14 protein-coding genes are annotated in these 12,574 nt (G+C 61.7%); 5 read left to right on the plus strand and 9 right to left on the minus strand.

Annotation, left to right across the window (positions count from 1 at the left end):
- Positions 1 to 35: 35 nt before the first annotated feature.
- Positions 36 to 1,520, plus strand: coding sequence for an aldehyde dehydrogenase (NADP(+)) (locus E1809_RS05985; protein ID WP_133203301.1), 1,485 nt, complete (start codon positions 36 to 38; stop codon positions 1,518 to 1,520).
- A gap of 73 nt (positions 1,521 to 1,593) precedes the next feature.
- Entirely contained in the window at positions 1,594 to 3,057 is a 1,464-nt protein-coding gene (locus tag E1809_RS05990) for an MFS transporter (protein ID WP_235835470.1), read from the plus strand.
- Positions 3,058 to 3,163: 106 nt separating this feature from the next.
- On the opposite strand, the gene E1809_RS05995 is transcribed toward E1809_RS05990, so the two are convergent.
- The 5 genes from E1809_RS05995 to E1809_RS06015 form a co-directional block, all read right to left on the minus strand.
- The gene (locus E1809_RS05995) at positions 3,164 to 3,622 is read right to left on the minus strand and encodes an NUDIX domain-containing protein (protein ID WP_165962220.1); all 459 of its coding nucleotides are present in this window, start codon (positions 3,620 to 3,622) and stop codon (positions 3,164 to 3,166) included.
- Positions 3,623 to 3,631: 9 nt separating this feature from the next.
- Positions 3,632 to 3,817, minus strand: a complete 186-nt coding sequence (locus E1809_RS06000; RefSeq protein WP_133203304.1) for a hypothetical protein — start codon at positions 3,815 to 3,817, stop codon at positions 3,632 to 3,634.
- Positions 3,818 to 3,986: 169 nt separating this feature from the next.
- The gene (gene galE, locus E1809_RS06005; RefSeq protein ID WP_133203305.1) at positions 3,987 to 5,003 is read right to left on the minus strand and encodes a UDP-glucose 4-epimerase GalE; all 1,017 of its coding nucleotides are present in this window, start codon (positions 5,001 to 5,003) and stop codon (positions 3,987 to 3,989) included.
- Between the two features lie 239 nt (positions 5,004 to 5,242).
- Complete coding sequence (locus E1809_RS06010) at positions 5,243 to 5,557, minus strand: hypothetical protein (protein WP_133203306.1); 315 nt, start codon at positions 5,555 to 5,557, stop codon at positions 5,243 to 5,245.
- Positions 5,558 to 5,696: 139 nt separating this feature from the next.
- Positions 5,697 to 7,118: a GntR family transcriptional regulator gene (locus E1809_RS06015; RefSeq protein WP_165962221.1), complete on the minus strand. Its 1,422-nt coding sequence runs from the start codon at positions 7,116 to 7,118 to the stop codon at positions 5,697 to 5,699.
- 132 nt (positions 7,119 to 7,250) lie between these two features.
- On the opposite strand from E1809_RS06015, the gene E1809_RS26575 reads away from it, so the two are divergent.
- Positions 7,251 to 7,394, plus strand: a complete 144-nt coding sequence (locus tag E1809_RS26575) for a hypothetical protein (RefSeq protein ID WP_165962222.1) — start codon at positions 7,251 to 7,253, stop codon at positions 7,392 to 7,394.
- A gap of 180 nt (positions 7,395 to 7,574) precedes the next feature.
- Here the strand turns inward: E1809_RS26575 and E1809_RS06020 are convergent, their stop codons facing one another.
- The 4 genes from E1809_RS06020 to E1809_RS06030 all read right to left on the minus strand — a co-directional run bounded on the left by E1809_RS06020 (position 7,575) and on the right by E1809_RS06030 (position 10,200).
- Positions 7,575 to 7,937: a cupin domain-containing protein gene (locus tag E1809_RS06020; protein WP_133203308.1), complete on the minus strand. Its 363-nt coding sequence runs from the start codon at positions 7,935 to 7,937 to the stop codon at positions 7,575 to 7,577.
- A 240-nt stretch (positions 7,938 to 8,177) separates the two neighbouring features.
- Positions 8,178 to 9,614: a purine-cytosine permease family protein gene (locus tag E1809_RS06025; protein ID WP_165962223.1), complete on the minus strand. Its 1,437-nt coding sequence runs from the start codon at positions 9,612 to 9,614 to the stop codon at positions 8,178 to 8,180.
- On the minus strand, positions 9,611 to 9,775 hold the full coding sequence (locus E1809_RS26580) for a hypothetical protein (RefSeq protein ID WP_165962224.1): 165 nt from the start codon (positions 9,773 to 9,775) through the stop codon (positions 9,611 to 9,613). The genes E1809_RS06025 and E1809_RS26580 overlap by 4 nt, the downstream gene beginning before the upstream one ends.
- A 14-nt stretch (positions 9,776 to 9,789) precedes the next feature.
- Positions 9,790 to 10,200 carry a cupin domain-containing protein gene (locus E1809_RS06030; RefSeq protein ID WP_235835471.1) on the minus strand — a complete coding sequence of 137 codons (411 nt, stop codon included), beginning with the start codon at positions 10,198 to 10,200 and terminating at the stop codon, positions 9,790 to 9,792.
- Between the two features lie 447 nt (positions 10,201 to 10,647).
- On the opposite strand from E1809_RS06030, the gene E1809_RS06035 reads away from it, so the two are divergent.
- Both E1809_RS06035 and E1809_RS06040 read left to right on the plus strand, forming a co-directional pair.
- Positions 10,648 to 11,025 carry a cupin domain-containing protein gene (locus E1809_RS06035; protein ID WP_133203310.1) on the plus strand — a complete coding sequence of 126 codons (378 nt, stop codon included), beginning with the start codon at positions 10,648 to 10,650 and terminating at the stop codon, positions 11,023 to 11,025.
- Positions 11,026 to 11,073: 48 nt separating this feature from the next.
- Complete coding sequence (locus E1809_RS06040) at positions 11,074 to 12,483, plus strand: NAD(P)-binding domain-containing protein (protein ID WP_133203311.1); 1,410 nt, start codon at positions 11,074 to 11,076, stop codon at positions 12,481 to 12,483.
- The last annotated feature ends 91 nt before the right edge of the window (positions 12,484 to 12,574 follow it).

Consider the following 12,574-nt stretch of genomic DNA (forward strand, 5'->3'; position numbering starts at 1 on the left):
CATGTCCACGAACCACCCCGAAGGGAATCAAAAAGATGACAACCACCCCCATCGACACACAGGAAACAACTGCCGCGACAACCGAAGAGGTCCTTTCCGCAGCCACGGTGGCACATGCTGCCTGGTCTGCTGCTTCAACGCAGGACCGCGCCAACGTCGTGGACAGGGTAGCGGACGCACTCGAAGAATCCGTGGACAGCCTGGTCGCCTTGGCGATGGACGAGACGCACCTGCCCGAGCCAAGGCTTCGCGGCGAAGTCAAGCGCACGGCGTTCCAGCTTCGCCTTTTCGGCGAGGTGCTGCGCGACGGAGCGTACCTCGACGCACGGATCGACCACGCGGATGCTGCCTGGCCCATGGGAGCTCCGCGCCCCGACCTTCGCCGTTCGCTCCGGGCCATCGGTCCGGTGGTGGTCTATTCCGCCAGCAACTTCCCCTTCGCGTTCTCCGTGATCGGCGGCGATACGGCGTCGGCCCTCGCTGCCGGGAACGCCGTCGTCGTGAAGGCCCACGAAGGGCATGCGCGCCTCTCCCGCCTGACCGAAACCGTGGTGCGCGATGCCCTGGCGGCGGCCGGTACGGACCCGAACCTCGTCACGGTGATCTTCGGCCGGGCCGCCGGAACCACGGTCCTGCAGGATAGCCGGATCAAGGCCGCCGGATTCACCGGCTCGATTCCTGGTGGCCGTGCCCTCATGGACATCGCCAACGGACGTCCCGACCCCATTCCGTTCTATGGGGAACTGGGCAGCAACAACCCGGTCTTCGTCACGCAGGCGGCCGCGGCGGCCCGCGGCGAGGAGATCGCCAAGGGGTTCGTCGAGTCATTCACCATGGGCACGGGACAGTTCTGCACCAAGCCCGGCATGCTCTTCGTTCCGCGGGGATCCGGCATGCTTGAGAGCTTGCGGAATGCCACGCTTCCCGCCGTGGGACAAATGCTCAACCCCAGGATCGAGGACAGCTTCAAGCACGCCCTCGGCACCCTTTCCGGCATCGACGGCGTGGAAGTACTGAACGCCGGAGGCGCCAGCGCAACCGCACCGGCCGCAGTCCTCCTCACCACCAGCGTGGAGCGGCTCCTGGCCGACCCCAAGAGCGTGGAGGAAGAGTGCTTCGGGCCGGCGGCCTTCGTGGTCGAGTACGACGACGAATCGCAGCTTGTCGAGGTTGCGCGCACTTTCGAAGGGCAATTGACGGCGACCCTGCAGGCCGAGGTGGAGAGCCCCGTCCAGGAGCTCGTCGCCGTCTTGATCGAGAAGGCCGGCCGGCTCTTGTGGAACCAGTGGCCCACTGGCGTTTCGGTCACCTACGCACAGCAGCATGGCGGACCGTACCCCGCAACCACGGTTCCCGGATCGACGTCGGTCGGGACCGCAGCGATCGCACGGTTCCTCCGCCCAGTGGCCTTCCAGAACTTCCCCCAGCACCTGCTCCCGAGCGAACTGCGGGACGACAACCCGGATGCGGCGCCGCGCCTCATCAATGGCGAGCTCGTCAACGGCGAGCGCATCGGCTAACCGGCAACCGCGGCTCCTCATCAACGACAGAAAGACAAAGATGTCCGATCATCGGAGAACCCATCTCCCAACATTGTCCAGGGCCACCCGCCGCCTCCGCGCCGAAGACTGCATCATCGTCGACAAGCGCGAACTGCGGAAAGCGCAGATAGGCGCAGGGGTCGGCAACTTCATCGAGTGGTACGACATCGGGATCTACGGATACCTGGCCATCACCATGACAGGCGTCTTCACCGAAGGCATGGACCAACGCATGGGGCTGCTGGTGACGCTTCTGGGCTTCGCCGTGTCCTTCGTTGTACGGCCGCTCGGCGGCATGATCCTCGGTCCCTTGGGCGACAGGGTCGGCCGGCGCAAGGTCCTCTTCTTCACGATGGCTCTCATGGCGTCCGCCACCACGGTCATCGGCCTCCTGCCCACCGCAGGACAGGTTGGCTTGTGGGTCATCGTCCCGCTATACCTGCTCAAGATGCTGCAGGGCTTCTCGACGGGCGGCGAATACTCCGGCGCCGCGACCTACGTGGCCGAGTTCTCCCCCGACCGCCATCGCGGCTTCTGGACGGCCCTCCTCAACACGGGCGCCCAACTGGGCTTCGCCGCCGGCGCCGCCGTGGTTGCGGCGGCGACGATGATCACCACCTCGCTGTGGGGAGAGTCCGCAATGCGCGACGGCGGCTGGCGGATCCCGTTCCTCCTCGCCTTGCCGCTGGGGCTGATTGCCATTTCCTTGCGGAACCGGATCCCGGAGTCCCCGAGCTTCGAGGCCGCCCAGGAGAAGCTGGAGACGGAGGACATCGATCCGATCTTCGTCCGCCAGAGCCTTCCGAACATCCTCAAGCTGTACTGGCCCCAGATCCTGGTGGGCATTGCCCTCATCGCCGCTGACGGAACGTCCTCGTACACCGTCACGAGCTACATGCCCACCTACCTGGAAACCCAGGTAGGTATGGCAGCGCTCCACACGGCGGTAGCTACTGTTGTTATCCTGCTCATCCAGGCCCTCATCGTCCCGGTGGCGGCACGTTGGTCGGACAAGGTGGGAAGGCGACCCATCTATGTCATCGCCACTGTAGGAAACCTCATCCTGCTGGTGCCCGCATTCATGCTGATGCACGTGGGGCAAGTCTGGTCGCTGTACCTTGCCCTGTTCATGGTTTCGCTTCCGAGCGCGTTCTTCCTTGCGCTGACCGGTGCGGCCATGTCCGAGCTCTTTCCCACAGCCTCGCGCTACGGAGGCGTCGGATTCACTCACAATGTGGCCATCTCGCTCTTCGGAGGCACTACGCCATTGATCAGCCAGATCCTCGTTGAAGTCACCGGGAATGCCTACGCTCCCGCCTTTTACGTCATGTTCTTCTCGGCTGTGGCGTTGCTGGCCCTGACCAGGATGCGCGAATCAGCCTCACGTCCTCTCCTGGGCTCGGTGCCCGTGGTGTTCAGCCGCGAGGAAGCCGAAGCCTTGGCCGAAGGCCAGGACAGCAATGAACGCCTCGACACGTCAACCATGCTCCTGGTCCCGCTCCCCGTCGATCGGTAGCCAAGCCTCGCCCGGGGTTTGATCCTGGCGTTTAGTTCAAGGAAGTACGAGGGCGCGGTCCCGGCACGCATGTGCCGGGACCGCGCCCTTTGTATGTCTTACAGCTTCAGCGCGCCAGGTGGCCCGTCGCTTCAAGCACGGGATCGAGCCAGGAAACCCTATTCGCGAATCTCGGCGTCTTGGCAGGGGCGGTCCACCGGTAGGACTCGTGTTCCCAGTCAAGGGTCAGCCGGCGGCGGGAAGTGACGGCCGTGAAGGTGTGGACCACCCACGGCGCGCCGGAATCGTCGTTGAGCACCAGCTGCGATCCTTGCCGGAGGTCGATCACGTCCGCGCGGTCCAGCCCGGTTTCCTCGAACAGCTCCCTCAAGGCCTGTTCCCTGGGGGTAGCGTCCGTTTCCACGAATCCCGTGACGCAGTGCCAGCGGCCACGGTCGTGGTGAAGGCTTTGGCTGCGCTTGAGGAGGGCGATCTTCTCCCGCCATTCCACAACAACGGCCACGACAGTACGCCCGGTGGGATATCCCGGCGCTTCAACGCCTGCGAATTCAGCAATGGTGCTCATAGCCATCCCTCAACTACGGAGGAGCGTCCCTTCCGTCTGTGCCGAAAGGAAGGAATATGCCTGCTCGAGGTAGATCCCTTCCCACGGGGAGCTGACAATCCGCATGCCGGAGCCCAGCGGCTGTGTTTCTGCGCGGTATTGGGCTTCAACGCGGTGTTGGCCGGTGTTTTGCTCCAAACGAAAGACAACCGTCATTGGACTTCCCCTCCGGCCCGACCACGGTGTCAGGCCCTCAAATCGGCGTGCATTAGCCTGCATAACGTTCATTAGATGAATGCTATATCCACTTAGTGAACGTGTTAACTATGGCATCTATCACGCCGATAATCAAGGCAATCCGGCCGCCCGGGCCATTCGTGACACCTTAGGAACGGGCGTAGCCGTAGGGATTGTCCTGCTGCCAGCGCCAGTGGTCTTCACACATTTCGTCCACGGTTTTCGTGGTGGACCAACCGAGGTCCGCAAGGGCGGAAGAGGCGTCCGCCCAGAACGCCGGAAGGTCCCCGGCGCGCCGGCCGGCGATTTCATACGGAAGCTCCCGTCCCACGGCTTTCTCGAACGACCGCAGCACCTCGAGCACCGAGGAGCCCTTTCCGGAACCCAGGTTCCAGCGGCGCACGCCCGGGCGGGCGGCGATATGGTCCAGGGCGGCCACGTGGCCCTGGGCGAGGTCGACGACGTGGATGTAGTCGCGCCGGCATGTTCCGTCCGGCGTGTCATAGTCGCCGCCGAAGATCATGAGTTTTTCGCGGCGCCCCACGGCCACCTGCGCAATGAAGGGGACGAGGTTGTTCGGAATACCCTGGGGGTCTTCTCCAATGCGGCCGGAAGGATGGGCACCCACGGGATTGAAATAGCGCAGTAGTGCTAAATGCCAGCGGCCATCGGCGCTTCCCAGGTCGGAGAGGATGTCCTCTATCTGCTCCTTGGTGCGGCCGTACGGATTGTTCGCGCCGATCTCCATCTTCTCGACGTACGGTATGGGATTGTGCTCGCCATACACGGTGGCCGACGAACTGAAGACCAGGGTGCGCACATCGTGCTTGTCCATGGCGCGCAGCAGGTTCAAGGTGCCCACGAGGTTGTTGTAGTAGTAGGCAAGGGGCTCCCGAACAGACTCCCCTACGGCCTTGAGTCCCGCGAAGTGGATGACCGAATCAATCCGGTGCTGCTCGAACACCGCCTCGACCGCCGGCCCATCCACCAGATCCACTTTGTGGAAGGTAGCGGCCTTGCCGGCGAGTTCCGCGACCCGCCGAAGGGACTCTTCGCTCGAATTCACCAGGTTGTCGAGCACAACCACATCGTGGCCGACTTCCAAGAGGGCAAGAACGGTGTGCGAGCCAATGTAGCCGGTGCCGCCCGTGACAAGAATGCTCAATGTTATCCTCACCGGCCATGCGCGGCCTTGGTTGATTTCCCAATATCAACCATAATCTAACATTAATGAACACTATTGAACATCGGCCAATTGTTGTTCAATGCTAGCGCAACAACACTTCACATCCCGACGCGAGGAACTAGTCGTCGTGGTGACTGAGTATTTGGCGGATCTTTGCGAGGTCCAGAGCTTGGTTGCCCCATTGGATTTCCAGTTCATGCAGGGCACGACGGCAGTTGTCACACATGGCCCATCCTCCTTTCCGCATGGAATCCGGATCCCGGGCCGAATCCTTCCCGGGCCAGCTCATGGAGGAGCTGGTGGTATCCGGAGAGGGCAAGCGGCGGCACCTGATGAAGGGAAGCAAGGGTCGCGCGGGGCTGGTCCACGCGGAACAGGGCGAGGATCGCCTTGTCTTCCTGCGCGTCGTTCAAGGTGCGGTAGGCACCGATCGAACATTCTGAAATGAGCGCCTGGGCGTAGAGGCTGAGGCGGTCGTCTGGCGTCGGGTTTCCGGCCCGGTGCCAGATGTGGACGGCATCCGTGTTATCCATGATGACCATCGACTCCTTTGTGATGATCTGAATGGCTCGGGCCCCCCTGTTTCCCGTTCCTCTGATAGATCGAGATTAGACCTTTAATGTCAAATGTCAATAGACATTCAACCTTAAAGGTCTTCTCTACCCCGTCGTCTCAGTCGGCGCCCAAGCAGAGCGTCCATGGAACCCCCGGAAGGGCTTGCCGCCGGACATCATCGCTCTCCGAAATGGTCCCACCGACGAAACGCCCGGTGTTGGTCGCGAGGATCGCTCCGAGTTGGTCCACGATGCAGGTATTGGCGGGCAACGGCCGCAGAAGCGGCTCGAACGCGATTTGGAGCCGGCTGACATGCAGGTCGGCACCGAGCGTCCCCACATAGGTTCCCGCCACCACTACCCGCTTGCTCAGGGTAATGACGGTCTCATTGGTTCCACTCGCGTCCACGTACGCATGGCTCGTGTGGATCGGGCTTTCGTCGCCTTGATCGTCCGGCCGCCAGGGCGCCGTGGCGAAGTCATAGAGATCCATGTCGACGTAGAGCCGCTGCGGCGATTCAGGGCCCGACGGCGTGTAGCACCAGGAGATCCAACTCTCGCCGAAGTAGGACTCCTCAGCGACGAAACCGGTGCCGTACAGTAGAGGCGCCCCGACGGCCACAGCCCTTCTGGCCGCGCCGTAAATGTCCGAGTCGGCACGATCCCTGCGCACGCCCGCACCAATGCAGGCGCGGACCGCTTGCTCAACTTCGCGCATTGCCGTCGCCGCGGTTCCAGAGAACATCGCGGCGAGGGCCTCGATGGCGGCAACGGCGTCGTCACCTGAGGCCGAGCGAGTCAACGACTCGACAGGGGTGCGGTCCAACGTCATCCGCTCGTCGATGACCAGGTTCATGTCCCGCCTGACGTGCTCCTCGGCCAGGAGGCGGGCCTGCTGGGCATCGCCGGCGCTGATCGCCTCAACGATCTTCGCGTGGTCTTCCGCGGCGGTGTCCCTATGCTCCTTCGGGTCCACCCAGATCAGTGGACCGACCTCGGCTTGGAGGGCGACTTCCTGCCGGGTCAGCCTGACCGAACCCGAGCTCGCCGCCAGTTCAATGTGGAATTTACTGTCCGCCCGGATCGCGTCCGCAGGATGCTCGCAAGCCCTGATCTCTTGCGATGAGTAATCCAGGCGTCCCATCGAGAGCCTGTGGGACTGCTCTGCGGCAGCGGCGGCAGCGGCGCCGGCAAGGAAGGCGCGGTACTCCCTCATATCCCGGAGGTCCTCCAGCGAGTATGCCTCCAGGGACTGCCGCTGCATCCGGGTGATGTCTCCCGTGTTCGCCTTCACGAAGCTTCCGCCGCCCTTGCCACGGCGGGTCTCAACCAGGCCGAGTCCACGCAGCTCGGCCAGTGCCGACCGCAGCGTCAGCGTGGAAACGCCCATCCGGGACGCAAGGTAGCTCTCGCTGGGCAATTGGGAACCGTTCTCGAGCACTCCTAGTTCGATGGCGTGCCTTAGCCTACGCCCGACTTCCTCCCCGCGATCCGCGGCTTCCAAGGGCGCGAAGGCGAGTTGCTCTTTCCAAGTAGTCACTGCACACACTCCTAGACCGTGTGACATTTAACCTTGAATGTCTATTGACCTTTAACCATGAAGGTCTATAGTTAGAGTATCACTCGGGAAGCCAGGAAGGGCTGTACCGGACCTAGCGTGAAAGGAAAGAGGATGACACGGGAAGAAGCCTTCGCAAAGTGCACTCCGGACTCGTACGTCGAGTTCTATGGCGGCCGTTGGCTCGTCGTGCCATTCGCGCAAGTAGAGCAGCCGCTCTTCTTCGTATGCTCCCCGCGCGCACTCAGCAATCATTGAGGGAAATTTCCGCGGATTGAATTTCCCGGTTTTCCCCACCGATTAGTTCTCCCCCACTAATTCATTCGCATCCGGCCCGGAATATTCCGGGCCTGTTTTTCGTGCGTTAATATATCTCCCAGGAACGCAGGAAAGGCCCGGTGTTTACACCGGGCCTTCCTGCGCCTTTAGGATTAAGGCTTAAGCCGAGAAGATCACAAAGAACTTCCTGATACGTTCCTGGATTTCCCAGGTTCCCTGCCAGCCGATCGGGAAGAAGCCGGCCGTTCCGGCTTCGAGGGTAACCGGCTGGCCACCGTCCTCAGTGACCACCATGCGGCCTTCGAGGACGTGGATGACCTCGCCACGGTCCAGGAATTCCCAGCGGGAAAGGCCCGGTTCGGCTTCCCAAACGCCCGAAAGGATGCGGGAGTCTTCGCTGGTGAACGGGATGCCGATCCTCGTGGGGATCTCGGCGCCGATGACTTCGGCCAGCGGCGGAGCCAGCAGGGCTTCATCGAGCTCGCCTTTGAAAAGCTCGGTGGGCTGGAAAGTTTTGCTCATGTGGATTCACCTTTCTATTGCTGCGCGCCGGCAGGTTTCCGGCGGTGGTACTCCAATGGGAGGCCTACTACCCATCCTTGTGTCATTTTTGGGTGGGCAAAACGCTAATTACGGACGGTTTAAACTACCCGTTCGGGCCGCTGCTTAATTCACCGGATGTGCCTTGAAATATTGGACGCAGGAGGCGCCGTCAGGTTTTATCCGGAATTTCTGGAAAAAGAGTAGCGGGAACGCTTCGCTTTAGGAAGATTTTGATGAGGACAGAGGTGCTTGGAGCTCCCTGGCCTTCCGTTTCAACCGCACCAGCACCACGTAGCTGACCGCCGTGGCCAGCGTCGAGGGCAAGGTCGCAGTCGTGAATGCGAACACGGGCGACGAGGCGAAGGTGACGGGATCAAGGAGGAGGAAGTACACCACTACGCCGATCGCCATGCTCGCGAAGCCTGCAAGATTGATGCCCTTCCAGTACCAGTAGGCCGAACCGGCGCGGTCGCTGTACAGGCCTTCCAGGTCAAGGCGTTGCTTCCTGATGATGAAGTAGTCGGCGATCTGGAGCCCGCAGACCGGGCCGAAGACCACCGCGGAGAGTGTGAGGAACGTTCCGAAATTGGCGTAGAAGGGCTCCGCGAGGAAGACGATGACTGCAGCCACGGTCAGGCCGGCAACCGTCGTCGCTCCCCGCCAACTCAGTCGCGCATCGATGGCTGGCTGCTGTTTGAGGGAGAGCGCCGCTGTATACGTACCCACCATCGCTGTGCCGACGTTGGCAGCGATGATGAACGCGAATGCCGGCAAGGCCAGCCAGATACCGCCGATATCCAGCAGTCCCGGAAGCGGATTGCCGCCGGAGTCCGGAAAGACCAAGCCCGTGTAGAGGCCGATCAGGCAGATGACGGAGAGGGAGAGCCCGAGGCCCAGCGTCGCCGGAAGGACTGACTTCCTTGTGCTTTTCGAGAACCGGGTCATGCCGCCGACGTACGGCCACCAGGAAAGTGCCGTCGCGAGCATGAGTTCGATCGCCGTCGTATAGTCCAGGAGCTTGTTACCGTTGGCGGCGCTCGGCTTGGCGCCCAGGAGGGCCGGCCAGCCGACCTTCGCCACAATCACAACGATGACCATGACACCCAGCGCGAGGACCGAGCAGGCAACCAGCACGCCAACCCTTCGAAGAATGCCGGGCCCGCGGCTGATAAGGGCCCAAACCACCAGGAGGCACGCCAGGCTGCTCAGCGTCTGGACGGCCGGTGCGCTGTTCTCGCTGACGATGCCAAGGGTGGTCAGCAGCAGAGCTGCCGATTTCCCGCTGAAGATCATCAGCGTGGTCCCCCACCCGATCGTGAAGAGGAAGGTGAGCGCGACGGCGAAGAGGGAACCGCGGGTGCCGAAGACGGGGCGCGTTGAGCGCACGGCTTCCAGGCCGTAGCGGGTTGCCATCGGAACGGTGGCAAGGAACACGAGCAGCATTCCCGCCAACATCGAGGCGATCATCACGATCGAGCCTTGCACCGCGGGCAGGTAGAAGGCCACGTATCCCCCGATGATGAAACACCAGGTAGCTACAGCCGCTTGGGCAGAACTGAAGAAGAGGGCCTTGGGAGTCCAGTTCCGTTCGTGGCTGAGCAGGGGAAGGGATCCCTCGGTGCCGGAGGTGGACACTTCATTCGTCGCTTGGCTCACGCAAACCATCCCATCACCAAGGCAAAGACCGGTATGGCGACTGTAATGACGAGGAGAGTCCGCATGTCGCCGAACCTGAATGGCGGTTCAAGGTCTCTGGACTGCCACTCGGCCAGTCGGGTGTTCAGTTCCTCTGCATATAACTCTTTCAATGTGCTCATGGGCGTTCCCAACCTCAGATTTCGGAGTACCGGAAGGAGTGCGATTCCAAGCCGTCCGGGTTGGGACCGTAGATAGTGACCATCCGCGCATAGACGGGCGCCCAGTAGCGGCCGGTCCGTCCTGGATTGACGCGGGCCGCGTCGCCCGGCCGCAGGATGACGGTCTTGCCTTCGCTCTCGATGTGGAGCTCTCCTTCGAGCACGAAGTTCGTCTCCGTATGGGGGTGGAAATCCTGCCAACCGCAGGCTTCCAGTTCCCACTCCGAGAGTATGACGTCACCCCAGGAGCCTTCGGGGTTGGAGTTGATGAACCGGCAACGAAGCCGGGGCCAATTGTCCTTCATCGGTGTCATTGCCTTCGCGGGCCAATACTCGACCGCTTCGCCTGTTGTGGGGGTCGGGAGCTGAGGGGTGGTTGTCGTCATTGTCTTTACCCGTTTCTTGAGGGAGGAATCCTGCGTGGGATTGCTTCGATGAAGCAGATGAGGCCGCGTCATCGTGATCTGGGTCACGGCGCTGTCCAACACTTTTACATGGACATCCGTCCCAGTCAATGGTTCATGAAGGATGGGACCAATCTCCTTCACGTGGATATTTTTCTGAGAAATATCCGACTTGGACGATTGACTTATACAAGTGTCCATGTCACAGTTTTCACCACGAGCAAGCGTGACTGGCATCACATAAGTGCAGCTCGTTTGGCCTGCACTACCGACAATCTCCGGTTTGCAAAACTTCCCGGCGATGGCCCCGATCGGGCCCTACCCAACCTCTCTCCCCGGCGGCCCCATAGGCCTGCCAAGCAAGAACGGTTCTGTCAAAGATGAACAGTTCCGGCGCGTCACCCCAAACAACCATCCACAGGAGAAACCATGGAAACCCTCGTAGGAACACTGAGCAAGGCCGGCTCCATCCACAAAGTTGAAGGCGGCTACACCGGCCTTCCCTCCATGAACGAACCCGGCACCATCGCCGCTATCGGCGACTCCCTGCACAACCCGACCGGTTCGGTCATGAGCGCCGGCTTCTTCGAGCTCAAGGCCTCCGAACCCCTCGTCTACACCTACACGTACGACGAAATGAAGGTCGTCATAGCCGGCGAGTTCATCCTCACGGACCAGTCCACGGGCGAGGTCACCCACGCCAAGGAACGCGACGTATTGTTCTTCCCCAAGGGCACCACCGTGAAGTTCGAAACCCCCGAATACGGACTCGGCTTCTTCACCGGCCACCGCTCCTTCGCACCGTAGCGAGCGAGCAGAAACCCCCACGACCAATTGCAAGAGGAGAACAGCAACATGACATTACGAGTTGGAATCATCGGCGCCGGACCCAGCGGCTTGGCGCAACTGCGGGCGTTCGAATCGGCACGGCAAAAAGGCGCCGCCATCCCCGAGATCCTGTGCTTTGAGAAGCAGTCCGACTGGGGCGGCCAGTGGAACAACAGCTGGCGGATCGGCCTGGACGGCCACGGCGAGCCCGTGCATTCGAGCATGTACCGGCACCTGTGGTCCAACGGGCCGAAAGAATGCCTCGAATTCGCCGACTACTCCTTCGATGAACATTTCGGCCGCCCCATCTCCTCCTTCCCGCCCCGTGAAGTGCTCTTCGACTACATCAAGGGCCGGGTGGAGAAGTCCGACGTCCGCAAGTACGTCAGGTTCAACACCGTGGCACGCCACACCAGCTACGACGAGTCCACCCAAGAGTTCACGGTGACGGTCGAGGACCTCAAGACCGGCCTCACCGAAACCCATGTCTTCGACAAACTCGTCGTTTCCACGGGCCACTTCCACGTCCCGGCCGTCCCCGAATTCAAAGGCATCAAGACCTTCCCCGGAGAAGTCCTGCATGCCCACGATTTCCGCGGCGCCGAACGGTTCTACGGTAAACGACTCCTCATGGTCGGAAGCAGCTACTCAGCCGAAGACATCGGAATGCAGGCCCACAAAATGGGCGCTGCCTCCATCACCATGAGCTATCGCACCAACCCCATGGGATACCACTGGCCCGACACCACCGTGGAACGCCCGCTTGTTACCCACTTCCAGGGCAGCACTGCGTATTTCAGCGACGGCACCCAAGACGACTTCGACGCCGTCGTACTCTGCACCGGCTACCAGCACAAGTACCCGTTCCTGCCCAGCGAGCTCTCCCTGAAATCGCCCAACGTGCTGTATCCCGGAAACCTGTACAAGGGAGTCGTGTGGCAGCAGAACACCAACCTGTTCTATCTGGGCGCCCAGGACCAGTACTACACCTTCAATATGTTCGACGCGCAAGCGTGGTTTGCCCGCGACGTGATGACCGGAACCATTGAGCTCCCTCCGATCGCCGAACGCGAGGCGGATATCCAAGTCTGGCTGGACCGCCAGGCGGCACTGCCGGATCACGACGCCGAAGCGGACTTCCAGACGGACTACTTGCGCGAGCTTATCGACGCCACCGATTACCCGCCGTTCGACCTGGATGCAGTGTCGCAGCTGTTCAAGGACTGGATGCACCACAAGCACACCGACATCCTGGGCTACCGCGACATGATCCACCGCTCCGTTATTACCGGCACCATGGCGACGAAGCACCACACACGCTGGCTCAACGCGATGGACGATTCCCTGGAAAGGTACCTCTACGGGCAGTCGCAAGACCTGGACTCGGAAGATCCCGAGGAAGCGGTCGACGCCGCTGAGACCCTCGCCTCTCGGTAATCCCGCGGGGTGTCACGGCGCCGCGGCCCGACAAATTGGGCCGCGGCGCTGTTTTATACGCCTGTTCTAGTCGGAGGTTCAAGACAGGGTG

The organism is Arthrobacter terricola (genome assembly GCF_004354015.1).
Taxonomy (GTDB): Bacteria; Actinomycetota; Actinomycetes; order Actinomycetales; family Micrococcaceae; genus Arthrobacter; species Arthrobacter terricola.